Raw genomic sequence first — 24,030 nt, 5'->3', positions numbered from 1 at the left:
AGAGAGATTTAGAAGGAAGGGTCACTTTCGGTCACAGACCTTGTCAGTCATCTCGATAGGGCATGTAGCCCATCTCTTTGGGCTTGAGCGACAAACCCATGAGTGCTTTTGTTCCTCCGCTCAGGCGGGTCCGCGAAAAGCCTCTGTTGATAAGCTGTTGAGAAAGCCAGCGACTTGTCCCGTAGTACTCCCCGCGTCTTTCAGCTCGCTCCCGCCATCGGATGTAAATCGCCGAAATCGTTTCGCGTGAAGTTGCAGAGAGGGTGCATTCCTCATCCAGGAATTCGCCGATCGAGTCTTCTTCTTCGAAGTACTCGTCTGTGGCATCCAGAACATCCTTGGGTGGCTCAAGCTTTCCAAGTCGTTGCCAGTCCAGACATCCCTGAAGTGCCCATGCCATGATTCCATCGCGCTCGGCCAGGAGCTTTTGCTGCAAGTTCTTGTCACGCCTTTCGGGAGGGATCGTTACCGTGAAAGGAATCAAATGCAGCCTACGTTTCATCGCCTCATCGATGTTGCGAATTGCTGGTTTGTGATTGCCTGCGCAAAAGAGCTTGAATTGCGGGAAGAATTCGAAGAAGTCCTTACGCATGAATCGAGCCGAAATCTTGTCGCCCCCAGTGAGGCTTTTGATTTTTGACTCGGCCCATCGCCGACCTTGCTCCGTTTCACCTGCAGACACATACCTAGCTCCCCTAAGGCCAGCCATGTCTGTTGGATGACGATCTGTGCGACTCTCCATGAACGTGTCCATGGGTGCGTTGGCAGCGTAGTCCCCCATGATCGTGGCCAGGGTGTTGGTAAAGACTGACTTTCCATTTGCCCCAGTCCCATACAGGAAGAAAATTGCATGCTCTTGGGTTGATCCAGTAAGGGCGTACCCGGCCATTCTTTGGAGGTAAGCCTGCAACTCTTTGTTACCACCAGTCACCTCGTTGAGGAATTGCTTCCAAACCGGACAATCTCCAGATGGGCTGGCCGTCGTGATCTTGGTCATTCGATCTAAGCGGTCATGAGGGCGTTTGTGTCCAGACTTCAGATTCACGACACCCTCAGGGGTGTTGAGCAGCCAAATATCTGCATCCCACTCTTCTGCAGTCGAGGCGTGTCGGCGATCCGAGCGAGCGAGTCGCTCCAGTCCCGCAACAGTTCCGCTACTTGCCAATCGGGCCGACAGTCTATGGGAGTCGGCTTTCAGAGCTGCCTCTCGGCAAATCTGTCGCATCAGATGGTTTGCAGCCAGTGTTTCCTCAACTTGCCAGCGTTTGCCAGTCCAGAAGACCCACTTGCCCCAGGTCGCGACGTAGCGCCAATCCTGACCGTAGCGGGTCGAGAAAGTCAGTGCCAAAGCATCTTCAGTGGCCCAAACCGACTGGTCAGTGATTTCCTCAACGACTGGTTCGACGTCAGCGACCGCAGCTTGGAGCTGCAACCGCTCTCCATGCGAAAGAAACTCATGAATGTCAAAACCGTCAGCGAGCGCGTCTGCAGCATCCCATCCATCAGGCTCTCCCTGAGGATGCTCAGGAGTGGGTTGCGTCGGTGGGATAAGTACGGCACAAGTCGCTGCACCCGCAGCCATCACAGCCTCGGAGGCATGCATTGCATATTCCCAGCCTGGTTTGTCCCGATCCGGCCAGATTAATACGCGCTTTCCGGTCAAAGGAGTCCAGTCCGTTTTGTTCACAGGCGCGTTTGCACCATGCATGGCCGTAGTGGCGCACACGCCCAAGTCGATCAGTGTTTGAGCGCACTTTTCTCCTTCAACCAGGACAACGGTGTCTGCATTTGCAATCCCTGGCTGATTGAATAATGGGCGAGGATCAGGAGGCGCTAGCTTTCTGCGCTTTGCGTCCCAAGGCCTGAATTCCTTCCGACCAGGCTCAGGGTCATATCGGTAGACGCAAGCGATGAGTGTGCCGTCTGCAGAAAAGTAATCCCACTTTGCCGTTGCAGGTCCAAGGTCATCAATCAATACGTTGGACTTCTTTCGGGCAGGTCGTTGAATCAATGGTCGACCAAGGAGCTCTCGAGACGCATTGAGTACTTCAGCAAAGTCAACTTGTGAAGATAGGCCCGTGTGCGCCGCAATCAGATCAAAGACATCACCGCCGTGGCCAGTAGCTCTATCGATCCAAAGACCTGCACGATCGCCATCAAGTTCGACCTCCAGACTTCGACCAGGACTCCCCAAGATATCCCCAACCACGAACTTCCCATGGACTACTTTGCCAGCAGGCATGATCGAGAACAGAACAGACTCGATGCGTGTAACTAGCTCATGGCGAATGGTGTCCCGATCTGAGTCATGAGGAATTGAGGATGCGCGAGCTTCATCGTCATTGAAATCAAGCATGTGCACCTCCCAACCCTCTGAAGTCGACGGGCAAAAAACCTCCTTTGATGGCAATTTCACGCACGAAATCCGCAGAAATACCGACGCGCTCAGACCAGAGGCTTAGTCGGTCATCTTTGAAAAACTTGCATGCTTCTCGCCGCAAATGTTCAGACGGCGCGTTCAGATCAATGAAGCCTTGCTTAATCACGGCAACGATCAATCGCGTCTCGGGCGAAACAAATTCAACGTGACGCATCAGCAGTCTTTCGACCAGTGAGGCAGAGATCAGTGGCTTGGCGCGAGCGAGAGTGCAAGCCTTCTTGGGAGTGGATGCTTTATTTGCACTGCCTGTCATTGAGGCACTCCCATCGAAATTTCCTGTGGACCGCTCCAGCAGCGGTTGCTCCACGAGCAAGACCTGCACTCATAAAAGGTTTGTTGGCTTGCGATGCGTGGAAGTAGTTCGCCCACAGTGGTTGCCTGAAGCACTTTTACAGCCCGGTCTGACATACGCTGAGCCAAGGCGGCATTGAAGGGAACAAGCTCACACCAAACCTCTTGGGTGTCTTTGTTAACGGCAGTGAACAAGGCCGGATTGGAGGAAATTCCGGGCACGCTTGGCTCCATGTAGGCTTGATAGATGGCCATTTGCGCTGCATAAATTGGTTTAGATGCCTCGACACCTTTTTTGGCGGTTTCCTTCCAGTTCTTGTCGTTCATCGTCTTGCACTCCCAAAGCATGGGGAATGTCAGATCAAGCTCTGTGGGGGCTCCGGCAAGAATCCCGTCGACGTGACCTTTGATCTTTCCGCCAGCGACAGAAAAACCAAATTGATGCCCGTCTTGTTTTTGGGTGTACAGATCAAATCCAGCTGCTCTCAGCCAATTAATGACAAGGTCCTCAAGGGCGTGCCCAACATCAAAGACGCGCAAGATCCGGCCAGGAAAATCTCCATCCTCATCCTTCGGCGTGTTGGTGAACTCGAATTGAAGTGCTCTCTCGCAGGAAACCCCAAGACGAGATGCGCCGAGATAGGAGCGCTTGGGCTGTTTGCCTCGCTCACGCTGAATTGACGCATCAAGTAGTGCGCTAACTCGTTCATGAAATTTTGGTTGGTGGTTTAGGTCAATCATTTGTTCTTGTTCCTGTGACTTGTAGGTGTCATTGACGAGATTGGCGCTCGGCAAGACGCTCGAAATAAATGCGTTCGCGTTCAGCTTGTTCCTCGTGTTTGGCGAGCATCGAGGCTTGATAGGCATCGATGACAACCTCAATCAGGCGAAGAACTTCAGCTTTGCTGTATTGAGAGAAAGGTCGCTCCATCCCAATGGAACTCACGAATTCCCCCAATGGGAGGAGCGCTGAGTGCATGGACTCGGTTTCCATTTCAGATGGATCAATCACAACGGCCTCCGTGCAGTCGGTGAGTTTTTTCATGGCTTTTGAAAAGGCCTCTTGGCACCGACGACTGCAAAACACCCAACGATGGCTGTACCGCATCGGGTCGGATCGTTTGAGCCTCGGATTGAAGTAGCCGTAACCTTTTGCTTGTCTGGAGCAGATATGACATTTCACGCAGCCTCCAGTTGTGGGTTCATTTGAGAGTCATTGGCTGCATTGACTAGACGACGAATGGCAGACTTGTTGAACATGAAAGTCAGCAAGGCAGAGGCTTGATATCGAGTCAAACCGTAATCAGCTCGGAACTCCACTGGGAGGTACTTGAGTTGCCCGGTTGTTGGCGGTTCGTTGAGCCAGCGTTTGGTCTTGTGGGCGGCGTCATCGCTTTCGTTGTTGTTGAGCCAGTCATTTGCCTGAGCCAGACAAATACTTCGCTCACCAACACCCAGCAAGCGTGAGCCGCCTTTTTCAACCCCGCCCACTGCGTACCAGCGCCCGCTTAGGAAGAAGACTCCTGCCCAAGCAATAAAGCCTGTCGCAAGCAAGGCGCAGTCATCGCCGAAGAGATCGCACCACGAGAAATTCGATCTCTTGAGAAGATCAATCTCAGTCATCACGAAGTCACTGAGTCCCGATCCGTTGTCTTTTTCGGTACTCGAGAATTCATGCCCGCAGATCGGACACTCGTGACAACCAAGTGGAATCTCGGCATCACACTCAGGGCAAGTCTTCTGTGGCGCATCTCCCTGGGCGTCATATCCATTTAGATCTATTTCTTGCTCAAGACTTCCGTGTTTGAGAGACGCAGTGCCAAAGTCAAGAACGATGCAGTCGGATTTGACGAGGCCAGGATGCTCATTCGGATCAACAACACGAAGTCCACGCCCAATCATTTGGATCAGAGTTGACTTGTATGAGCTTGGTCTCAGCAACACGACACAGGCTGTTGGGGTGAAGTCGTACCCTTCAGTCAGGATCGCCACATTCACCAGTACTTCGGTTTGACCATGCTCGAAACGATCAAGTACGACAGAGCGTTCTGTTGCGCTCATTTCGCCGTAAATCACGTCTGCATTCACCCCGCCTTTCAAAAAGGCAGTGCAAACTGCACGCGCATGTTCAACGGTTGCAGCGAATGCGATGGTTTTTCTTCCTGCTGCTTTCTCTTTCCAGTGCTTTACGACAGACTCGTTCACTGGGGACGTGTTCATGATGGAGGCGACTTGCTCCATGTCGTAGTCCGAAGCAAGTTTCCTGACTCCGTCTAGCGCAGATTGCGTGCCGACATCGATCACAAAGGTACGGGGAGTGACCAGATGACCTGAACGAATTAGTTCCCCAAGTCTGATCTGATCAGCCACGTTTGTGAAAACTTCTCGAAGGCCTTTGCCATCACCCCGGTTCGGAGTAGCCGTAACGCCAAAGATCAATGCGTTCGGGTTTTTATCCCGCACCTGATCAATGACCGCGCGGTATGTCGGTGCCGCACAGTGATGCGCCTCATCAAATACCAGCAAATCAAGTCGTGGGATGTGAGAGACATTTCGAGCCAACGTCTGAACCATGCCAAACGTGACCTGGCCATCCCAAGACTTCTCCCGTGAGTCAAAGACCGAGGTCTTGATTCGCGGATTCACTTTGGAGAACTTGTCACGGTTCTGGCTGGTCAGAACGTCACGATGAGCTATGACGCATGCCTTTGCATCAGGCATAGACAGCAGCTCACCTGCTGTTCCTGAGAGGCAGATTGTTTTTCCCGCCCCCGTGGGGGCGACGCCAAGCGTGTTCCCGTGTGCCTTGAGGGCACTGACACACCGAGAGACAAAGTCTCTCTGACGGGGGCGAAGAATCATGATGCCCCCTTACTTGGCCCAGGCGGGCATCGAAAAGCCATTCGAGCTAGGCTGAACAGCTTGAGTCGGAGAAGATTGAGGGACAGGCGCTTGAGCGGTTGGAGTGCCACCCATCACACTTGCGTACTCTTTGTGATCGGGTTGGATCACCGCCTTGATCACGTTGCGCTCTTCGTTGTTTTGGTCCTTTTCGATCTCCACCTTGGCGGCGAATGTCAAGCCATCCAGATCGCCGAATCCACGAATACGCCGTGCGTTTTGTGCCTGCTGTGAGTTGTCTGCCGGGTGTATGCCGCGAGCGGAATTGAGCATTGCCCGTAGGAAGCTACGACCAATGTTTGCCCATTCGGGTCCCTTTGAACTGTGCAATCCAATCAGTCCAAAAATCACTCGCTTGGCGTACTGACCTTCGATGATTGTGTATTTGACGTTGAGGTAGATGGCACCAGTCTTGTCCGAGCGCGTTGCATATCCACCAACCCAACCGTGGTTGGCATCGTCATAACCACCGGGACGAATGCTGGCGATAACTTTGACGATTGATTTGTGTGGAATCAGTGCGAATTCACGTTGATCTTCTGCGTCGTTGAAATCCGACCAAGCGGCATTAGGTGAGTAGCTGTTCATTTGGAATTCCCTTTATCGATTTGTTGTTGACGGGGGCTGGTGATCTTTGAGATCAAGCGCCCGAGGTTTGGCTCTTCGATGACGTCAAGTCGCCCAGAGCGGTCTTTTGATGGGTAGCCCCATGGGTTGATGTGCTGGCACACAAATGCGCGGTACGGATTGCCTTCTTCGTTTTTGAGGACAACCATTGAGACAACTTGGTCAACGATTCCGGGCAGCTCAAGGGAAGCCTTGGAGCCTTCAATTTGCGGTGAGAACACCTTGCGATTGAAGTCATCAAGCTTTTCATCCAAGATCCCAACCATCCAGATGTCTTTGTTGCGCACGTGCTGCAGCTGTGTGAGCCATCCAATCAGCTCGCTTCCGTGGAGCCCATACGCAGCTCGTGTGTCTGCTTTGCCTGTTTTCTCCGAGTAGGACTGCGGTTGACCCTTGGCCCACTGGAGGCACAGACGTCCGGCTACCGTGATGCTGTCGACAAAGATCAGCGAGTACTTGTCCAGGACTGCTGGATCACCAAGCGCTGCACATACGCTGTCGTAATGAGCCTGGCTATAGGGCTGGTCATCTCGCAAAGCGGGATTTGGGCCTCCAATAAAACAAGCGAGGTCGCGGCACTCTTGCCAAGTTCTGGGGCGGACGCTTGCGCCACTCCATCCCATGACAGACAGATCACCTGCCTCCAAGTCAATGAATAAGGTTTTCTCTGGATCTGTGGTGTGCAGCAGCGAGGTTTTCCCTACGCCAGATGGACCCAAGATGACGCCTTTGGAGCCGCGTTTTTCTGCCATGCGCTGCTCAGCTGTGATGAACTGCAACTTCATGTCAGACCTCGCCTTCAAAGATGTCGGCGACTTTGTCCGTACCAACGGCACCGCGACGGCGCGCAAGATCATGCAAGCGACGCAAGGAGCTGATCTGCGTATAGATGGCAGTGGACTTTTGATCCAGTTCGCGAATGGCGAATGCAATGTCATCCACTGTCGCGATTTCAATGCTCAGCGCTGGGACTTCTGGCTTATTGCCGTAGCCAGGAACAGAGATGGTTTCAGGCAAATCCTCCATAACGAAGGACTTCTTGCGCAAGGAGGGGAGAAGGTTTTTGAACATGGCTTTACTCCGTGATTTGTTCAAGGGATAGAGATGGCTTGCCACCTTTGACGGTTCGAGCGGGCTCAAAGAGCTGGCGGATTTCCGTGTCCCACTCTTTGAATTTGGTTTCGCTCACGCGATATGCGCAGTCGATGTACTTGGCAGGGTCTTGTCCCGTCGACACGAACGTCGTGTACAGGGTTGACAAAATCTCCTGATCCCAATCGACGCGTTTAGGAAGGTCAAAGCTCACACGGACATCGCCATCGGTGAAATGGACAACCCCTGTGTCTTTGCCTTCTTGCATGCGAAGGCTTTTGGCGCGTTCGCTGTACTTTTGATTCAGCGCCCGATCCAGGTGTTCAAGTGCAGACTTGGCGGTGACATAGTCACGAGACAGTGATGCCTTGAGTACCAACAGCTTTTGGGCTGAAAGATTTGCCAAGGTGGAGATTGGCGTGCCGCTGATTTCGGCGTGTGTAAGAGGTGCAGTCATGCCACACCTCCAACTGCTGCGCGTGCCGAAGTGCTGGCATGCAGGCATCGGGTTTCGTACTTGTCGACGTCTTCGACTCGATACAAAACTCGGCCTTGAAGCTTGAGATAAAGGGGACCAATACCCTCACAGCGCCAGCGCTCCAAGGTCCTCAAGCTGATGTCCCAACGTTCTGCCAATTGGCGTTGATTGAGGTGTTTTACGCTCACTTTTCGCTCCTTTCAGGTAATTGCGAGTTCGTGAGTTGGACTGTCCTCTTGGGCTTATGGGGGCGGCCACCCCCAAAATATGGGGGCGAATATGGGGGCTGAGCTTTTTGGCTGTTTCAAGTGTCTTCAGGTCGCCAAAGTCAAAAAAAAACCGCCACGAAGGCGGTTTTCTGAAAGCTTTGCAGTGGTCAGTCAGAGGCTAAATTGAATGCAATATGTCCTCTGCGTGTGATGCGCAAATAGATCTCCCATTTGGCATTCCCTTTGAACAAATGCTGGATCGTTTTCCCCTTGCGTTCGCTCTCTGGAGCACCTTTGTACGCAGCATCAAGTACCTCTGCGTGTGTTAACTCCCATACGTCTGAGCAGGCAGCCTGGTACATGCAGTGAACAGCCTTAGCTTGCTTAACGCCACCAATCTTCCATGATTCTTTTATCGAGCCGATTGAAAGCGTGGATGTACTGTCGTTGAAATACACCTTGTTTGTTTTGATGGCCCGCTCTCCTACAGGTTGACTCATGAGTCGCTCAAGGTAGGTGAGATCAAGTTGTGAGAATCTTGTGAATTCGACGAGTGCCTTTTGTAAGTTCACAACCCGGAAACTCTTTGGCAACTGAATGTGTTTTGGCAGGTCTAGTCCAGATGAAACGATTAAGCCACCAGGAGACACAGAAGAATCATTCAGGTGCGTTAGAACTTGATCAAGTTTCACTCCAAGATCTCGAACGAACCAGATCGGGACTTGAGATGGCCCTATGCGAGCACCGCCTAGTTTCCAAAAGCAACCTGAAATGGAGGCTTGCTTGATCCCCGAGCGAGCAGCATTGTGAATTCCGAATAGTTCCGCAACGTAATCAAGATAAACCTCTGGCTTTACGGTGTAGACGGCAATTGCATTGGCTGAAACACGGCGCATGCGAAATGTTTCTGGACATCGGTATTGGAAATTTGACGGGCCTGTGCCATCGACTTCCGTAATCTCGACCGGAACCTTTTCTTCTCCACGGTAAGCGGGCATAGTTCCCGCGTATCCCACCTTGTTCAGCCAGTGTTTGGTCACGGCAGGAGTGATGTGCGTGTACTTTGACAAATCCCAACCAGGCACACCTTGAACTCGAAGCCCTTCAAGATCCGTCAACGACGAGCTGGACCTTTCAAAGACTTCGGTCAATTCAATCAGTGATGGTGTCGTCAGCTTGTTCATTGCCGATTTCTTTTACCAATCCCCAACGGGCAAGAAGGCGGTCGCACAGTGCACGGTCTTTATCCCTCTTCGTTTTGATGTTGCACTTGTTCTCGTCGCGCATCACGATGCTGATGTTTCTTGCTCGCTCTCCTGCGGCCTTGTGCGTGCGGACTGAAATTCGAGCGTAATTGAGACGATGGCTTGAGAATGTGAATGTCGGTCCAATCAATTTTTTGGCAACAGTGTGAATGTCATCAACGTCTTTGGCCCAAATTTTCATGACCACCGATCGGTTTTCGCCATTCGAATACCCGAGTTCGATGACTTTTGCCGAGGCAACCGTTGGCTCGGTCGACAGGTCAAATGAGAAGTCTCCGGCCAGACATTGGTAGTCATACGATTTGAGCGGTATGCGCTCACCTGTAATTGGTGACTCCAACAGCACATCCGCGACCAGGCGCGCTAAGCCTTCTCGTCCAACGTTGTCTCGGGATAAAACCTCTAGATGCCCGTTCACAGGCTCATACGTGGCATAGCTGGAAACGGCTCGGATGATTTCTTGATTCTTGAGCGTACTGTTCTCAACCTTTTCGACGACTTCAGGAGGGCGGTTGTAGTGAATGCTGACCTGGTACAGGTCAACATCTTCGCCTTGCTCTGCATCGGGCCTCATTCGTTTGAAGATTTGAACGGCGACATCATCCACATTGCAAGTCAATTTCTCTGCCATTTGCGAACGAAACTTCGCCACGGATACTTCGTCGACATGGAAATTTAGCTGTGGTGGAGCCGTGAAGCCTGAGTAGCAGATTGAGCTCTGACGAAAGATGTCGGCCTGCCTAGCATCAAGCGCTTCTGTGAAAAGTTTTCGATTGTTGGAGTAAAGCCAGTAGGCCCGTTCGTGCTGAGTCTTCAGCGCGGCAAAAGCAGTTCTGTTGTTGAGTCCTGGGATCAGTTCGCGGAATCCTTCGATGACATCTTGACCAGGGCCATCCGAGAGAAGCATGATTTTTTCTGCCTCATCCTCCATGCCTTTGCGCTTACCGATCGGCAGCGCCAGCAGCTGCTCTGACATGGCTGCGCGCTGCTCGGTCTTGTTTTGTTTCTCATCAAGCGCGGTCAAAGGCGTTCGAAATGACTCCACCACAAGTTCGTGGAACGTCTTTGGAGGGAGGTGGCCCAAGAGCCGGGTAAGGTTTTCAGCGTCGATCATTTTTGTCTCCAGAAAGCAGAAGCCGCCGTGAGACTTGGATGTCAGACGAGAAGCATTCGCTAAGGTAGGTAGTGTTTCTTTGTGAAGGTGTTGTTCTTCTTCTTTGCAAATGAGATGGCCCTCATTGGTATCTTCGGACTAGTCCGACCATGACACCGTAAATTTCGAGCTTCCCCTCGGGGCGAATAGGTGCATAGCTCTTATTCGCTGGAAGTAGGTGGTAGCCGCCTTTGTCTCGGGCCAAGGTCTTGAGTGTGTATTCGTCATCAACAATCGCCACGACAATTTCACCAATGCTCACCTGTGTGGTCTTTTTCACCACAGCAAGGTCGCCCTCATGAATTCCTGCTTCAACCATTGAATCGCCCTTGACGCGGATCAGAACTGTGTTTTCTGGATCGCGAATCAAGAACCTGTCGATCGTGATGTGCTCATGAACATCTGCCTCGGCAGCAATCGGCGACCCAGCCGGAACAGGTTGGGTTGCAAACGCACGCTCGAAGAATCGTTCACTTGGAGCCCAGTCACCATCTGGGGTTCGTTCAAGCATGCCGACGTCTTCAAGACGTTCAAGAACCTTCTTGACGGCGGCCTTTGACGCGAACCCAAGCAGCGGCAACATGCGTGCATACGAGGGCAGAACTCGATGCTCTGCGTAGTAGCGCTGCAAGGTCGCAAGGTAGTGGGGATCGTTGTTTAACTTTTTCACGGTAATGATTGTAGTGAACGATCGTTCACCACGCAAGCCCACCCATCACCCGATCGAAATCAATCGAAATTAATTTCTTAGGTATTAACAAATTGGCGGCATCGCCATCGACCGCCATATGGGGTCAGAGTCCCCAAAGCAGCCCAAACACAAGCAGTTCTGAGCCAATTCCACGCTTAGAAATTGAAGCCTTCGCCTTTGCAATAGAGCCAGTTTTTAACTGGAGTGGTTAGATGGCAAATGGAAAACAAAGCCGATGTGCAAATGGCGAAATCACGGCAAAGGCAAAGCCGGGACACTTGGTAATTGAGGCGTTACTCGCGCAGGCTGTCCTAAGAGGCATGAAATCAGGTGATGGTGTCGCTGAAACCTCACAGATCCCCGGAACAGTCGATCTTCAACTAGGAGTATTGGCCGAACAGAGCGTTCATACAGACCCGTCTCAGATAGAAGGAGTTTGCGTATGAATCGGTCGGTTATGAGTGACGAAAAAAATATTCGAGCAGAGATAAAAAATCTCGCCCTGCTCACTATGAAGGAACTATGGGTAGTGTGGGATACCCACTTTGATTTCCGACCCGGGAATCATCACCGGTCGTATCTTGAGGGGCGACTGGCCTATCGCATCCAGGAGGTTGCGTATGGAGCGCTGTCGGCATCCATCAAAAAGCGATTAGAGAAGATTGGTGAAACGGGAGACATCCCCAACCACAAACGCAGGTCTGAGCATGACCTACTGCCTGGCACAACATTGCTTCGAGTCCATGAAGGTCATGAACACAGAGTTGAGGTACTAGAGGATGGTTGCTACCTCTACTTGAACAAGCCATTCAAAAGTCTGTCGTCGATTGCTCGTGCAATCACAGGGACCAATTGGTCTGGCCCAGCTTTTTTTGGGTTGAAGAAACAGAAAGCAGCAAAAGGGAGGGCACACGCATGAGCAATACAAGTCAACCCATAGTGAAAAAAATGCGCTGTGCCATCTACACAAGGAAGTCAACAGAGGAAGGACTTGATCAGGAATACAACAGCCTTGAGGCTCAGCGTGACGCAGCGATTGCATTTATCAAGAGCCAGAAGCATGAGGGATGGATTGGTCTTGATGATGAGTACAACGATGGAGGGTTCTCAGGTGGCAACACAAATCGTCCTGCACTCAAGAGGCTTCTAGAGGATGTTGAGCAAGGAAAAATCGATGTCGTGGTCGTCTACAAAATTGACCGCTTGTCGAGGTCCTTGGCTGATTTCGCACAGATAGTTGCCTTGTTTGAAAAGTCTGGAGTGACATTTGTAAGCGTCACCCAACAATTCAACACCACCACATCAATGGGGCGATTGACGCTCAACATCCTGCTCTCGTTTGCGCAATTTGAACGTGAAGTCACAGGCGAACGCATCCGGGACAAGATTGCAGCCAGCAAGGCCAAGGGGATGTGGATGGGAGGTGTTCCACCTCTTGGCTATGACGTGCTCGAACGAAAACTCATTGTGAATACGAATGAGGCGGAGCTTGTGCGTGAGATATTCAGACAGTACGCGCAACACGGATCTGCAGCGACGATCGTTCGGCAGTTACAAATTGAAGGTCGAACCACCAAGGACTGGGTAACAAAGAGCGGGAATTACCGAGAAGGCCGAATCATTGATCAGCAATACCTTTTCACCTTGCTTCGCAATCGCGTGTACATCGGTGAAATTGTTCACAAGGGGGTTGGATTCCCCGGTCAACACCAACCCATCATTGCTGCAGAACTTTGGGACGAGGTGGCAGCAATCGTCGCAAAAAGAAAACGAGGCAGCTACGAAAGGTATACCGAAAACCAAGCCTTACTAGCTGGGATCCTGTATGCCCCTGACGGTCAGAGAATGCTGCCTACACATAGTCGGAAGCGGTCGGGTCGTATGTACCGTTATTACGTCCCATACCTTGAAAAGCGGCAACGCGCTGGTGTGACGCAAGTTGCCGGAGTCGAGCCGATAGGTCATATGCCAGCAGCCGATATCGAGAACCGAGTTCTTGAAATGATCTTTGAAGTGCTAAGTGATCCACGAATAGTCATTGGGGCATTCAATGCAGTTCGAGGGATGAACGATGGGTTGGTTTTGGATGAGGCTTCGTTTATTCTGGCCATGCGTGACTTGCATGTGGTTTGGGAAAGGCTTTTCCCGGCCGAACGAAATCTAATCGTACGCAAGCTGCTGCATCGAGTGCAGGTCGTGGGTCATGGGCTAGAGGTGACATGGAATGAAGATGTCATCTCTGCATTTAAGAAGCAATACGAAGACCATCCATTTGTGCAAGAAGATCTTGAGCATAAATGTGAGAAAAACATGGTCAGCTCGGTGATGGAGGCGGCATGAAGAACAAAAACTACACCAGCCGAACAGAAATCAAAGGGGCCGGTCAAAGGCGTGAATACATTAACGCGGGAAGAGTGGTCACCTTCATTCCGTTGACGATAAAGAGACGGCACACAAGCAAGGTTCTGGTACCGCCAGTGGGGGTAAAACGAGAGGGGTCAAAGACCTCAATCGACTACTCAATGCTGAAAACACTTGGGAAGGCTTTCTATTGGAAAAGGCTCATTGATGAGGGCGAATACGAAAGCGGAAATGCGCTAGCGAAGAAGCTGAAGCTGGAGCCAGGATGGGTGGCCGAAGTGCTACGCATGACACGACTGGCACCCGAGATCGTTGAGTCGATTCTTGATGGATCGCAGCCAGTCACATTGAATCTGCACCAGATCAGAGGCCGTGAATCCGAAATTCCTGTGATCTGGAGCGATCAAAAGGTGCAATTGGGGTATGAGTAACTACAGCAACTCAGAGAAGTCATCAATCTTTAAGTCACTGCAACCGTTCAGCATGTCAGACGCAAGCTCACGCTTTTTGCTCAGAAGCGCATCAAGTCGGACATCGAAGCTAGGGAATTTTGGACTGACCACTCCGGGGTAGTAGACCTGGACGGTTCGAGTTTGTCCAATCCGATAGGCTCTGGCCGTCGCCTGATCTTCTTTGGCTGGATTCCAGGTCCTAGTGAAATGAATGACGTGATTTGCCGCCTGAATGTTCACTCCAAAACCCACAGCCAAGGGAGAGAGGATGATGACATTGAATCCTGATTTTCTTTGGAACGCATCGATCAATTGCTGGCGATTTTCATTTGCTCGTGGATCGGCAGAAGTGTCGCCGTTCACGATTGACGGAGCAAAACCGAATATGGCCGCGATCACTCGTTGAAGCATTAGCTGGAGCTCACGGAATTCACAAAAGATGATTGCTTTGTGATTGCCGCTCTGATCGGCACCAAGCTCCTTGAGCAGACTGATTAGCCAACCCATCTTGGGAGATTCACTAAGTAAGCGATCGATTGACACACTACTTGTGTTGGATTCGGCGTGTCCATGCGGATCGGAGCATATTTTCCGAATCGCTTGTAAAGCCTGGAGCTGGGCAGACGGATTGACCTGTCGCTGCTCGTGAAGATTTGCCAATGCGCGCTCATAGAGTCGATGCTGATACTCTGACATTGCCAAGAGTTTGCAGGCTTGATCTTCGTTTGGTGCGGGGAGATCCTTGGCAACGTCAGTTTTCTTCCGATGAAGTATCTGCGGACGAATCAACTCGCGAAGCTCTTCCACCTTAAGTTGTTGCTCATGTGTCTTCGCTTCGATGGGCTGCCTGTATGTTCGAGAGAAGAAATTGAGTGCGCCGAGCATCCCTGGCTGAACAAAGTCAAATAGACACCAGAGATCAGCCAATGTGTTCTCAACAGGCGTCCCGGTGCAAGCGATGCGGAATCGGACCTTCTGTTTTTTGGCGGAGCGGGTAACTAAAGCTGCAGGCGTTTTGATCTTCTGCGCCTCATCACAGACCATGACCGACCAGGGTTGACTGGCAAGAGCGAACTCAAGGTCGCGCATCGTCTCATATGTGGTCAGCACCAGCTTGTTGTTGCCAATCCACCCTTTTTTCAGGAGCCGTGTAACGCCCTCAGCCTTTAACGTTGCATCGATCTCATTTTTGGCAACACGCAGTTGCTTCAAGGTGGACCCGTACAACAGAAGAGTTGGAAGTGTGCCCGGCTGGAAGAAGCGTTCTAGCTCGTTTTGCCAGTTTTCAAGTAGCGCGACAGGAGCAACAACAAGCGCGGGGGGTAAATCTGGGTCTGCCTCAAACGCTGAAACAATGAACGTAAGCAACTGCAAGGTCTTGCCGAGGCCCATATCATCAGCAAGAACAGTCCCCCGACACTGCTGAGGGGATAGCTTCCACAGATGTTGAAGCCAAGCTACCCCGGAATGCTGGTGTTCCTTGAGTTCAACCGTAGGCAGCAAAGCGGAAGGGAGCACTGGTTTCGTACCTTCAGCCATGGTCAGGGCGTCAGCTCTGTTCTCTGTGTAATCAATGTCCTCAAGGTTGCGCTTGATGACCAAGCGTTTCTTGGGAGAGCTTGGCTTCTTAATGTTCTTGGATGGAGGTTTGAACTTCTTTTCCTTCAAGTCCTCGCGAGCTGCCTTGAGATCTTTCAACGCCATCTGTGCGTCGTAAAGCGGGACGGGATCCTTGAATCCAACAACCTGTACGTGTGTTTTGTTGCTTCGGATTGCTTCTTCAACGGCTTGATGCAGTGGAAGAATGTTTTTGAATGGGAAGGAAACTATCGTGACCTGTCCCGTTTTTTCATCAACAGAAGCCAGTCCAGTTGTGATGTTCTCATCGAACCAGCCGTTTTCATTATTCTTCTTTGAGATGACGGGAACGATGAATGGCTTCTCGAAGCCAATAGACTCGATTCGATCGGAGTAATGACTAAGATCAAGGACTTCCGATGCAGTCCACAGTTCTGGAGAGCTCCATGCATCAAGCCATGTGCTCAACTGATCTATGTGGTCCAGCGTGTCCCCAATGACCTCCAAGTCGTACCTCATCCAGGCAAACGAATGGGCATTTGATTGATGACTTGTGGTGGCCTTGTGGATGAAGCGATTCAACTCACTTGGAGAGTCAAACCAATAAATAGCAGCGGATGCATCAGGTCTGGAAAGATCATTGATGAGGATGCCTACGCGTGTAATTTCACCGAACTCGCCGAACTCAGCATGCGGGGTGAACTGCGCAAAGCTGATCCCCGCCTTTGTTAGCTGTGACTCAACGTCCTCAGGGCTCAATACTTTTCCAGCTTCTTCTCCAAGCAAAGAAAATGGGTTGCGCACGAAAGCCTCAGCACGAGCACCAGAAACCCTTCGGGCGGGCATTTTCTTGACTTCATCTAAGACAGTCTTTACCTCTGGCGTGAGCACAATTCGTGTGACAGACAAGCCGTCTGGGACCTCGTAGGTGTCGCTTAGAGGGAATCTGTCAAAAATGGAGATCCAGTCAGGCGGCGCATCTTCAAACGTAGGGCAAATTTCAATCACACGATCATTTGCTTCACCACGCTTTTCGATCTCCAGTTTCAGTTTCTCTGGGGTAAGAACGATCGTCTTGGAGACGTAGTCAGAAACCGGAGCGCAAGTGTCAAAAGCGAGTCGTCTGATTTTCCCGTACTGGATTTCTTTGAATTTTTGATCGCGTTTCTCAGCTGGGACGGCATGAAACGCTTGCAACTCATCTAAGAGTTCTGCGACTAGAGGTTTGAGAAGATACGCCCCATCACGAGAGCGAAGCACTTTGCCTTCCAATTTCGGTTGCGATGTGAGTGGAAGACCATCCGAGTCCACCCATTCCTCCAGAAGAATTGAAAAAGAGGGGTCGAGGAGTGCCCCTGAATTTTTCAACTTCGGGACAGCAGACGTATAGCCCGGTATCCCCAGAGGGGCGACATAACTTGCAAAGTCTTCATCAGCAAGCAGTTGATACACAGAGTCCCAGCAGATCGAGAATTCATTTTCACGTTGGCTGGCAAGCCCTTCTGTTGCCAACTGGGAAAGTCGTCGAGCTTGATCGGTAACCGTCTCATTAGCGGATTCAAAGCCGTTTGAAATCGCCACAGGATTTGCGGTGAATTCGTACTTAATCCCCTCATGGCCGAAATGCAGCCGAACTGCATTCGACTCAACAGGAGTCGCTCCCTTGAGGGATTTTGAGCTGAAAAGCTTATCAAAGAGGCTCATTGTTTATTTGATCCAGTAGCCTCTACCAGCCACGTACTTGAAGCCACGACGCTCCAAGTAAGTTGCTAGGCCTGGGTCTTGTGACCTGTCCGTCAATGTCACCCAAAGATTGCCTTGCTTGGCTCTGTAGTCTTCAATTCTTGCCTTGGAAACATCAACCACAGTTCTGAGCTCGCTCATGTTGAGCGGCAATACCCCAGACGCTGGGGTTGGGGGCGGTGTTGGCTGCGATGAGGTGGAGCGGTAGATAGGGGTTTGGCTGGTCGCCGCAGGTACCGATTGGCTAAGCCTGCGTCTGAGGACATGATCAAACGAGCTCTCCCAACTACCCATGTGAGAGTGCTTTCCAAGTGACCCCTTCAGATTTTTAAGTCGAGGGGTCGTGCGATAGGTGTACTTCATATCAGGTGACGCTTGATCTGCCTGATAGATGAACATTGCATTGTTCTTGGTAGAAAACTCGATGACCAAATACTCGCCAATGCGCATGACAAATGCGTTGTTCTCAGGCCTGCTCGGTTCTTCAAGTTGGCGAATAGATCCACCCATCCGCTCTCGGACGTCTTTAAATGCAGTCCTTTGGTCCCTAAAGGCCATCTCTCCCAAGTAGAACCACATCTCTGTGATGTGCTTTTCCCATTTCAGCCAATAGTTCAGCCTGCGAATATCCGCAGCTCCATCTTGTGCCAATAGCTCAAAGAAGTCTTTGATCAGTTGTTGCTTGAGCCAACTGGTGACCATTTGCCGGGCAGGCTCATGATCGACAAATGCATCCCATTTGGTCTGCTCCAGCATTGGATTGCCAATTCTTCGGACGCAGGTATCTCGTAGATACGGATGCTCTATGGTGCTGGCAGATTTTGAGTAACGGATCACGCAATGAGCTGTGGCTTCAATTGCCATCGCCTCAGGGAGATGGATTTGTCCCTTCCCATTAACAAGCTCGAGCACACCATTGAGGTGGCCAACGAAAGGCTCGTCACGCATGGCACAAACAGTCTGTACATAGGCTAGGAAGGCTTCATTCCAAACCCATGAAGAAGATTCAATTCCCAGCCCTTCGCAGACCTCTTTGAGCTCCTGTGTGCTGCCCCTTGTCAATGAGTCGGCATATCGCTTGCATGGATTCTCTTCCAGGAGATTCTTGTGCTCATACAGAGTGGATAGCCAATCAGGGATTACGCCTCGTTCCTTTGAGGACTGATAAATCGGGGAAAGCTTCTTCTTCAAAAAGCCTTTAAGTTGAGCCCAATTTTCAGATCCTTGTTGATTGGTAGGCTCTTTAGGATCAAATCGAAAGTAGCTTGACAGCAGTCCTTGAAAGCAACGGCGAAGTTGCTTGCTATTTCGTTTCTCTACAGCTTTCAGTAAGAGCTCGAAGGTTTCTTTGTCTTCAATGAGTCTGTATTTTTTGGGGCCAACTGGGGTCTCTGCGCCATAGCAGACATATTTCAGTTCAGTGAATGTGTCTGTGTCACCTTGAGTCTCAAATTTCCGAATGGCCTTGATGAGAACGTCTTCTGAAGGGCGACCCTCGCTACCGCCCAGGTCACGCTTGATCTCTTTGAGAACTTTGGACATGACTCGAGGGTCCCCAAAGGTCACCCCATGGAGAATCAATCGAGGATCGAACTGCTCTTTTAAGAGATGTTCGAGCTCATTGAGCGATCGAAAATCGGACATTTCTCTTTCGGATTCAATGCATTGGTCAATTCTGCATCGTCTAACTTGGGGGCAGGTGTGCTTTCTTCGGCAAGTTTTTCCTGTCGCGTTCTGAATTCCAGTTTGAACTCAATTCTTCGGCTTTGAGCGCCTCCTCCGGATCTAAGGGAGTTAAAAGATGCTCCACCAACAAAGAACTTCGTTGCAATGAGTTTTCTGTCTTCGGAAGTGAAAGGTTTCTCGGTTGGGTTTGATGGCTCGCGCAGGAGCTCACATAAAACGCGCTGGCTGCGCTCAAGGCTCAGGTTCAAGTTAAAGAGGTACGTGCCTGTTTTACTGGCGTAGCCCTCAACAACTGCGCGTTTAAACCAAATTTTCCCAGCATCAGTTGTGCGCAGCTTCTCCAGTAATTTGGGGGTAAAGCTTCTGAGCATTTGACTTTGTTGCTGCGAGAGGGTGTTTTGCCCCTCTTTCTCGAAGGTTCCACGGACGCCGAAGTCAATGGTGGTCCCATCCACTCGTACTCCGCTGAATTCTTGCGCAGTCAAAATCTGCTCAATCTCGACCATGAAGTCCTTGATTGCTTGCGATCGTTCCGCTTCCTCTTTTGCTGCAATGTCTGGTTCATTCGTCACAGCAAGTAAAGCAACGGTCATAGAAATCAAAAACAAGACCATGAGCGAAGACATTAGATCGGAGAAAGAAATCCAAAAAGGTTTCTCTCCGTCTTCGCGCTTCTTTTGCGCGTTAGCATTCTTGGTAATTCCGAACATGCTCTAGCGCTTACTTTGAGCTTGAGGGCAAAGAATCCAGGACATCGCCCAGATCTTGAATTGCGCCCTTCAGGTGACTTGTAGCTTGCGCCAGCTCAGACTGGAAGGCTTTATTGCCTTCGTTCAAAGTCGCTTTGAGCTGAGTGGCAAATTCCGAATGAACTTTTGCCAAGACTTCAGAGATTCCACTCAGATACTTGCCTGCATCTGTCTGGGCTTTTTGAAGTTGTCCACTGGCACGTTCAAGGTTGGCGACCAGTTCGGTAGTGAGCTTTGCGTCTTTCTTCGCGTTCTCGACCGTATTTTTCAAGTCCGCCACCATCATTCCAATGGCATCGCGTACAGACTTTTGATCGCCAAGAGCGTGCTGCATTGCAGATAGGGCGTTAGACAAGTTGCTCGAGGCGTCAACCAATTGTTTTGCGTTTGCGCCCAAACCTTCGGTGGATGCCTTGACGGCCGACAAGTTCTCGGTGAGTCTGACCGATGCACCATGAAGCATCTCGGCTCCTGTGCCCATCTTCTCGATGTTCGAATTGGTGCTCGTTTGCAGGCGACCGATGGAGTCACGCATGGCGTTGCTGGACTCGGTAACGACCTCTGTGAGTCGTGATACTTGCGCGTGATTTTGGCCAAGGACGGTAGTGATCTTTTCCACCAGGTCGGCCATGCGCTGTGTGTGATCAAGTTGAGCCTGGTTGCCTTGATCTTGTAGGCTCTTGACCAGATTTTGAGTGGCCTCACCCAGTTGAGTAAGCAGCGCGGAAGTTGAGGACGCTGTCTCGCTTTGCGCGCTTTGGAAGTGCTTCTTAAGGTTGTCGAGCAATTCGGCGGTGCTTGCGTCTTGTTGAGCACTCCGTTGAACTTGTTCTTGTCGAGCCTTCTCGGTCTGATCTTCTAGTTGCTTGACCAATTTCTCAGTTGATTCACCCAACTTACCAAGCAGTTGTGTTGTTGCGTTTGCGGACTCTGCTTGTGTGTTCGAAATGTTTTCTTTCAAGTGCTCAAGCAGGCGATTCATCTGCTCATCGCGCTCTTTTTGTCTGTCATCGTGAGCGCTTTGGGCACTGTTGGATTGATCTTGGAGGCTGCGAACCAACGCTGTCGTGGACTCGCTCAATTCCTTCACAAGATTTTTGGTGAGCTCAGAGGACTCTGATTGGCCTTGAGTAATGTTTTGCTTGAGTTGCTCCACAAACATTCGCATTTGCTCGTTAGAACTCGCTTGAGCATTTTGCATGTTGAGCAACGCCTCTTCCACTCTCTTGGACATTGCATCTGCTGCTCCACTACCTGCTTGCTGAATTTGGTTGGCAAGTTGTTCAAAGCGCTGTGAAGCATCTTGAATAGTGCTGGCTGTCTGCACCAGCATTTCATTCATTCCCCGCATCTGGGAGCCAAACATTCCGTCCATTTCCGTCACGAAACGGCTCATGACATCGGTCAGAAGCTTGGTAACACCTTCACCCTGACTATTCCCAACCGTCTGAACTGCCTCAGAAATTCTTGTTAAAGGATCCACCAACCCTTGAGTGATGCTGTCGCCGATTGATTGCGACAGTTGTTGACTAGTTGCAGTCATCGTCGCAATCTGCTGATTTGTAAGCTCAGTTAGAACCTGCTTCAAATCGGTAACTATCGACTCTTTCATCTGCATCGCTTGGGTGGCAGATGTTTCAGAAGCATCCACAAGGCGCTGAAGATATTCTTCGCCTGCGCCAGCCTCAAAGAGGCTGTCTATCAACCCGCAAAGCTCATCTAATTCTGTGTAGAGTCCGTTGATTGCTCTTTTTTCAAGCCACGTGATCCACATGGCCATTCCGATAGCTGTCAGCGACACGATGAATGCATTGCCGACACTTGAAAGAAGATTGCGTAGGCTATTTCGCACCTGATCGGCATCCTTTGAGACATCAAATGTGAACAGTCCAAGAATCAATCCTAGGAATGTTCCGATGATGCCGATGCCAGTGAGAATGCCCGGCAGATGTTTAAAGAACTCTGCTTTAAGTGGAGTTGATATAACGATCTGTTCGGTGAAGAAGCTATTGGCTAGAGCTGTTGCTCGATAGCGATTGACCTGCATGACACCTTGGGAATCGGCCTTTTTTTGACCATGCAAGGTGTCGCTAAATTCATCCCAGCAGGACTTCAGCGTTGCACTGACCATTGCATTCTCACGAATGCCATCAAGATCTGTGTAATCGCCTTGAGATTTGATTTCACGAAGTTTGGCTAGTGCCAGTGCCAAATCTGCAGCGACTTTTTTGCCGGGTTTATAAAAATCTCGTGCGAATGTGTAGGCGAAGTAGACAAGTATGGATACCAGCGCCAATGTAAGAGCATGGTGTCCCCAGCTTTGGAGGTACGGGATCAATTGTTCAATCATCGCGAGTCCGTTTTCTTATTTGTATGACTCATATCGAGTCTTCATTTTTTCGACAGCCATTAACACGCTGGTTCGGAGATGCGGGGGAGAGAGAACCTCTACATCTGAGCCATATCTCAAAATGTCCCCAAGTATTTCTCTCTCGTCGGAGTATGGAATTTCCATCACAACGGAACCATCACTGTTGATTGCCTTGCGTTGATCTGGATGCCATTCTTCGAACTGAACCCACCTTGATCTCTCCGGAGAGAATTTCAGTTTTGCCCAATCTTTCACCTTACCACCAAAAATCCCGTATCCCTCTTGCATGTTCTCGCGAACCATCTCAGGATCGAATTCCTTTGCCTCGTCTTCAAGTAGTTCGCACTCAGCAATTGCATCCACTGCAAAACTTCTGAGTCCTTTACGAAGATGACACCAGGCGTCTACGTACCAGTTATCTCGATAATGAATGAGTTGCTGTGGGGAGATGACGCGTTGTAGCGTTTCACCACTTTGGCGATTGAAATGTGTGATCTTTAGTTGGAGCCGTTCGATCGTGGCTTTCGCCACAATTTCGAAGCATTTGAGTTGAAGTCGTCGTTTGCCAGCATGAACCAATCTCACTCGTTGGGCCAATGTTTGTGAGCTCAATCCTTGACTGGTCAGCATCTCGTCCAGTCGCTTTTGTAGTGGCTTTAGTTTCGGCCCCAAGATTCCCGGCTCGAGCTGTCCGATCATGTTTTGAATCGTCAGTAGAGCGAGGATTTCCTCCTGACTAAACCAAAGGCCAGGTAGTTCTTCGCGGGAGTCGGCTACCTCCAGTTTGTAGCCCCCCAGATCCCGATCGAAAACGATTGGGATATTGAGTCTGTCACGGAGCTTGGCCAAGTCCCGCTTGAACGTAGCCAATGAGATTTCAAGTTTCGATAGGATTTCATGGCGTGGAACGGCCCGTCGCCCTGTCAGGAGGGTTCTGTAGCTGTAGAGCCGGTCAATTTCACTCATATGCGTCCAATTTTGACAATTATTGGCCAGGATCAGCCAGGTTGGTAAGTGCAAGCGCTAAACGTTCGCGACGACTCAATTTTTTAGGTTCAAGCCAAATTCCGTAGTCATAAAGTATGAAGTTGGTCTCGGGGGCTGTTCTGATGACTTCCGATTGCTTGGCTTTGAGGCTTAAATGCGAGTGGCCGACCTCAGAGGAAATCGCCCCAAATTGGGTCAATAGCATGGCCAAGACGTAACCAAGGGCTAGGATCATGATTCCTCCCAGTCACCTACTGGCGTCATCTCAATCTTGTCTTTGGGGCAAAGTGGTGGGCCGTAGGCCAAGAACTTCCGGTACATGGGGACCTGGAAGCCACATTCGGGACATTTAGCCCGAGCCCTGGCACGGGAAACAGCCTTGTGATGCGTTACTTGCAGCTTCCCATGGGGATAGGCCCCCAGCTTTTGAGCCAGTTGCGTGAGTCTCTCTTTGAGTTCAGGCCCTGCATCCGCACTGCGCATTGGTCCTTTCATTCCGAGGCTCAAGGCAATCTTCTTGAATTCCTTCCCGTGCTTGTGTTGGCAATCGTCAACTGCATGTACTAGCTCATGCACAAGCGTGTCGAGGACTTCAACAGGCTCATGCAAGGCGGGGGAGATGAATATTTGATTCTGGTCGTTGGTACTACTTCGCTTTGACCAGCATTGGCCAACATGGTGGCTGCGTGTGCCCGTACTAGCAAAACCACAAGAAACCATTACGTCAGGCGGAATGACATGGTTCTTGTCCAAAAATATTGGACGAAGTAAGTCAACGGCTGCAAGCAGCCAAGATTCTCGGGTGGTGTACTTGGTCATACAGGCTCACTTAGGAAATAGGTCAGGCTCAAAGTGTGGTGAGCCCGAGGCTAATCGCGTGAGCCTGTGGGGGAGGGTTTTTATACAGTGGATGGCTCAAATCGCCCTTTGACAGGCTCACGTATTGAGCCCCGCTT

At 50.7% G+C, this 24,030-nt stretch carries 23 protein-coding genes; 3 read left to right on the top strand and 20 right to left on the bottom strand.

From position 1 onward, the window contains the following. Nucleotides 1–43: 43 nt before the first annotated feature. The 13 genes from B9Z52_RS03225 to lexA form a co-directional block, all read right to left on the bottom strand. Nucleotides 44–2,356, bottom strand: coding sequence for a phage/plasmid primase, P4 family (locus tag B9Z52_RS03225; RefSeq protein ID WP_108412430.1), 2,313 nt, complete (start codon nt 2,354–2,356; stop codon nt 44–46). Further along, on the bottom strand, nt 2,349–2,693 hold the full coding sequence (locus B9Z52_RS03220; protein ID WP_108412429.1) for a hypothetical protein: 345 nt from the start codon (nt 2,691–2,693) through the stop codon (nt 2,349–2,351). The genes B9Z52_RS03225 and B9Z52_RS03220 overlap by 8 nt, the downstream gene beginning before the upstream one ends. Beyond that, nucleotides 2,690–3,472, bottom strand: a complete 783-nt coding sequence (locus B9Z52_RS03215) for a hypothetical protein (RefSeq protein ID WP_108412690.1) — start codon at nt 3,470–3,472, stop codon at nt 2,690–2,692. The genes B9Z52_RS03220 and B9Z52_RS03215 overlap by 4 nt, the downstream gene beginning before the upstream one ends. Before the next feature lie 28 nt (nt 3,473–3,500). Then, nucleotides 3,501–3,776, bottom strand: a complete 276-nt coding sequence (locus B9Z52_RS03210) for a DUF6511 domain-containing protein (protein WP_233251798.1) — start codon at nt 3,774–3,776, stop codon at nt 3,501–3,503. Between the two features lie 134 nt (nt 3,777–3,910). Further along, a complete protein-coding gene (locus tag B9Z52_RS03205) occupies nt 3,911–5,593 on the bottom strand; it encodes a DEAD/DEAH box helicase (RefSeq protein WP_108412427.1) in 1,683 nt (560 codons plus the stop codon). A gap of 9 nt (nt 5,594–5,602) precedes the next feature. Next, nucleotides 5,603–6,220: a hypothetical protein gene (locus B9Z52_RS03200; RefSeq protein WP_108412426.1), complete on the bottom strand. Its 618-nt coding sequence runs from the start codon at nt 6,218–6,220 to the stop codon at nt 5,603–5,605. Next, complete coding sequence (locus B9Z52_RS03195) at nt 6,217–7,044, bottom strand: ATP-binding protein (protein WP_108412425.1); 828 nt, start codon at nt 7,042–7,044, stop codon at nt 6,217–6,219. Before B9Z52_RS03195 ends, B9Z52_RS03200 begins: the two co-directional genes overlap by 4 nt. A 1-nt stretch (nt 7,045) precedes the next feature. After that, nucleotides 7,046–7,330, bottom strand: a complete 285-nt coding sequence (locus tag B9Z52_RS03190) for a hypothetical protein (protein WP_146182773.1) — start codon at nt 7,328–7,330, stop codon at nt 7,046–7,048. A 4-nt stretch (nt 7,331–7,334) separates the two neighbouring features. Next, on the bottom strand, nt 7,335–7,808 hold the full coding sequence (locus tag B9Z52_RS03185) for a hypothetical protein (RefSeq protein ID WP_108412423.1): 474 nt from the start codon (nt 7,806–7,808) through the stop codon (nt 7,335–7,337). Further along, on the bottom strand, nt 7,805–8,017 hold the full coding sequence (locus B9Z52_RS18250; RefSeq protein ID WP_108412422.1) for a helix-turn-helix domain-containing protein: 213 nt from the start codon (nt 8,015–8,017) through the stop codon (nt 7,805–7,807). Before B9Z52_RS18250 ends, B9Z52_RS03185 begins: the two co-directional genes overlap by 4 nt. A gap of 188 nt (nt 8,018–8,205) precedes the next feature. Further along, the gene (locus B9Z52_RS03175) at nt 8,206–9,222 is read right to left on the bottom strand and encodes a hypothetical protein (RefSeq protein WP_146182772.1); all 1,017 of its coding nucleotides are present in this window, start codon (nt 9,220–9,222) and stop codon (nt 8,206–8,208) included. Next, complete coding sequence (locus B9Z52_RS03170; protein ID WP_108412420.1) at nt 9,191–10,417, bottom strand: hypothetical protein; 1,227 nt, start codon at nt 10,415–10,417, stop codon at nt 9,191–9,193. The genes B9Z52_RS03175 and B9Z52_RS03170 overlap by 32 nt, the downstream gene beginning before the upstream one ends. A 121-nt stretch (nt 10,418–10,538) precedes the next feature. Next, the gene (gene lexA / locus B9Z52_RS03165) at nt 10,539–11,126 is read right to left on the bottom strand and encodes a transcriptional repressor LexA (RefSeq protein WP_108412689.1); all 588 of its coding nucleotides are present in this window, start codon (nt 11,124–11,126) and stop codon (nt 10,539–10,541) included. Between the two features lie 478 nt (nt 11,127–11,604). Between lexA and B9Z52_RS03160 the strand changes: the two genes are divergently transcribed. Genes B9Z52_RS03160 through B9Z52_RS03150 form a run of 3 tightly spaced genes read left to right on the top strand, consistent with a single transcriptional unit; the run spans nt 11,605 to nt 13,939 of the window. After that, nucleotides 11,605–12,066, top strand: a complete 462-nt coding sequence (locus B9Z52_RS03160) for a DUF2924 domain-containing protein (RefSeq protein WP_108412419.1) — start codon at nt 11,605–11,607, stop codon at nt 12,064–12,066. Further along, entirely contained in the window at nt 12,063–13,487 is a 1,425-nt protein-coding gene (locus B9Z52_RS03155; protein WP_108412418.1) for a recombinase family protein, read from the top strand. Before B9Z52_RS03160 ends, B9Z52_RS03155 begins: the two co-directional genes overlap by 4 nt. After that, nucleotides 13,484–13,939 (top strand): hypothetical protein, encoded by a 456-nt coding sequence (locus B9Z52_RS03150; RefSeq protein WP_108412417.1) that lies wholly within the window; start codon nt 13,484–13,486, stop codon nt 13,937–13,939. Before B9Z52_RS03155 ends, B9Z52_RS03150 begins: the two co-directional genes overlap by 4 nt. On the opposite strand, the gene B9Z52_RS03145 is transcribed toward B9Z52_RS03150, so the two are convergent. The 7 genes from B9Z52_RS03145 to B9Z52_RS03115 are packed head-to-tail and all read right to left on the bottom strand — an operon-like array spanning nt 13,940 to nt 23,893. Further along, nucleotides 13,940–17,242 carry a DEAD/DEAH box helicase gene (locus B9Z52_RS03145; protein ID WP_108412416.1) on the bottom strand — a complete coding sequence of 1,101 codons (3,303 nt, stop codon included), beginning with the start codon at nt 17,240–17,242 and terminating at the stop codon, nt 13,940–13,942. It lies immediately after the preceding gene. A gap of 3 nt (nt 17,243–17,245) precedes the next feature. Next, nucleotides 17,246–18,823: an EH signature domain-containing protein gene (locus B9Z52_RS03140; protein ID WP_233251797.1), complete on the bottom strand. Its 1,578-nt coding sequence runs from the start codon at nt 18,821–18,823 to the stop codon at nt 17,246–17,248. Nucleotides 18,824–18,882: 59 nt separating this feature from the next. Beyond that, nucleotides 18,883–19,677 (bottom strand): flagellar motor protein MotB, encoded by a 795-nt coding sequence (locus B9Z52_RS03135; protein ID WP_108412414.1) that lies wholly within the window; start codon nt 19,675–19,677, stop codon nt 18,883–18,885. A 10-nt stretch (nt 19,678–19,687) separates the two neighbouring features. Continuing rightward, a complete protein-coding gene (gene zorA, locus B9Z52_RS03130; RefSeq protein WP_108412413.1) occupies nt 19,688–22,066 on the bottom strand; it encodes an anti-phage ZorAB system protein ZorA in 2,379 nt (792 codons plus the stop codon). Nucleotides 22,067–22,081: 15 nt separating this feature from the next. After that, on the bottom strand, nt 22,082–23,053 hold the full coding sequence (locus tag B9Z52_RS03125; RefSeq protein WP_108412412.1) for a YafY family protein: 972 nt from the start codon (nt 23,051–23,053) through the stop codon (nt 22,082–22,084). 19 nt (nt 23,054–23,072) lie between these two features. Beyond that, nucleotides 23,073–23,309 carry a hypothetical protein gene (locus B9Z52_RS03120; RefSeq protein ID WP_108412411.1) on the bottom strand — a complete coding sequence of 79 codons (237 nt, stop codon included), beginning with the start codon at nt 23,307–23,309 and terminating at the stop codon, nt 23,073–23,075. After that, nucleotides 23,306–23,893: a SprT-like domain-containing protein gene (locus tag B9Z52_RS03115; protein WP_108412410.1), complete on the bottom strand. Its 588-nt coding sequence runs from the start codon at nt 23,891–23,893 to the stop codon at nt 23,306–23,308. Before B9Z52_RS03115 ends, B9Z52_RS03120 begins: the two co-directional genes overlap by 4 nt. Between the last annotated feature and the right edge of the window lie 137 nt (nt 23,894–24,030).

The sequence above is a fragment of the Limnohabitans sp. Jir72 genome (assembly GCF_003063575.1).
Classification (GTDB): Bacteria; Pseudomonadota; Gammaproteobacteria; order Burkholderiales; family Burkholderiaceae_C; genus Limnohabitans_A.
The sequence above is the reverse complement of the archived record's forward strand: the minus strand, read 5'-3'. Positions and strand labels throughout refer to the sequence as shown.

What these genes read in the sequence shown, in the direction of transcription:
- B9Z52_RS03175 (WP_146182772.1), bottom strand. Translation starts at nt 9,222, where the DNA reads ATGAACAAGCTGACGACACCATCACTGATTGAATTGACCGAAGTCTTT.
- B9Z52_RS03190 (WP_146182773.1), bottom strand. Translation starts at nt 7,330, where the DNA reads ATGTTCAAAAACCTTCTCCCCTCCTTGCGCAAGAAGTCCTTCGTTATG.
- B9Z52_RS03115 (WP_108412410.1), bottom strand. Translation starts at nt 23,893, where the DNA reads ATGACCAAGTACACCACCCGAGAATCTTGGCTGCTTGCAGCCGTTGAC.
- zorA (WP_108412413.1), bottom strand. Translation starts at nt 22,066, where the DNA reads ATGATTGAACAATTGATCCCGTACCTCCAAAGCTGGGGACACCATGCT.
- B9Z52_RS03170 (WP_108412420.1), bottom strand. Translation starts at nt 10,417, where the DNA reads ATGATCGACGCTGAAAACCTTACCCGGCTCTTGGGCCACCTCCCTCCA.
- B9Z52_RS03145 (WP_108412416.1), bottom strand. Translation starts at nt 17,242, where the DNA reads ATGAGCCTCTTTGATAAGCTTTTCAGCTCAAAATCCCTCAAGGGAGCG.
- B9Z52_RS03125 (WP_108412412.1), bottom strand. Translation starts at nt 23,053, where the DNA reads ATGAGTGAAATTGACCGGCTCTACAGCTACAGAACCCTCCTGACAGGG.
- B9Z52_RS03225 (WP_108412430.1), bottom strand. Translation starts at nt 2,356, where the DNA reads ATGCTTGATTTCAATGACGATGAAGCTCGCGCATCCTCAATTCCTCAT.
- B9Z52_RS03215 (WP_108412690.1), bottom strand. Translation starts at nt 3,472, where the DNA reads ATGATTGACCTAAACCACCAACCAAAATTTCATGAACGAGTTAGCGCA.
- B9Z52_RS03150 (WP_108412417.1), top strand. Translation starts at nt 13,484, where the DNA reads ATGAAGAACAAAAACTACACCAGCCGAACAGAAATCAAAGGGGCCGGT.
- B9Z52_RS03200 (WP_108412426.1), bottom strand. Translation starts at nt 6,220, where the DNA reads ATGAACAGCTACTCACCTAATGCCGCTTGGTCGGATTTCAACGACGCA.
- B9Z52_RS03210 (WP_233251798.1), bottom strand. Translation starts at nt 3,776, where the DNA reads ATGAAAAAACTCACCGACTGCACGGAGGCCGTTGTGATTGATCCATCT.
- B9Z52_RS03135 (WP_108412414.1), bottom strand. Translation starts at nt 19,677, where the DNA reads ATGTTCGGAATTACCAAGAATGCTAACGCGCAAAAGAAGCGCGAAGAC.
- B9Z52_RS03195 (WP_108412425.1), bottom strand. Translation starts at nt 7,044, where the DNA reads ATGAAGTTGCAGTTCATCACAGCTGAGCAGCGCATGGCAGAAAAACGC.
- B9Z52_RS03185 (WP_108412423.1), bottom strand. Translation starts at nt 7,808, where the DNA reads ATGACTGCACCTCTTACACACGCCGAAATCAGCGGCACGCCAATCTCC.
- B9Z52_RS03155 (WP_108412418.1), top strand. Translation starts at nt 12,063, where the DNA reads ATGAGCAATACAAGTCAACCCATAGTGAAAAAAATGCGCTGTGCCATC.
- B9Z52_RS03220 (WP_108412429.1), bottom strand. Translation starts at nt 2,693, where the DNA reads ATGACAGGCAGTGCAAATAAAGCATCCACTCCCAAGAAGGCTTGCACT.
- B9Z52_RS03160 (WP_108412419.1), top strand. Translation starts at nt 11,605, where the DNA reads ATGAGTGACGAAAAAAATATTCGAGCAGAGATAAAAAATCTCGCCCTG.
- B9Z52_RS03120 (WP_108412411.1), bottom strand. Translation starts at nt 23,309, where the DNA reads ATGATCCTAGCCCTTGGTTACGTCTTGGCCATGCTATTGACCCAATTT.
- B9Z52_RS03140 (WP_233251797.1), bottom strand. Translation starts at nt 18,823, where the DNA reads ATGTCCAAAGTTCTCAAAGAGATCAAGCGTGACCTGGGCGGTAGCGAG.
- B9Z52_RS03205 (WP_108412427.1), bottom strand. Translation starts at nt 5,593, where the DNA reads ATGATTCTTCGCCCCCGTCAGAGAGACTTTGTCTCTCGGTGTGTCAGT.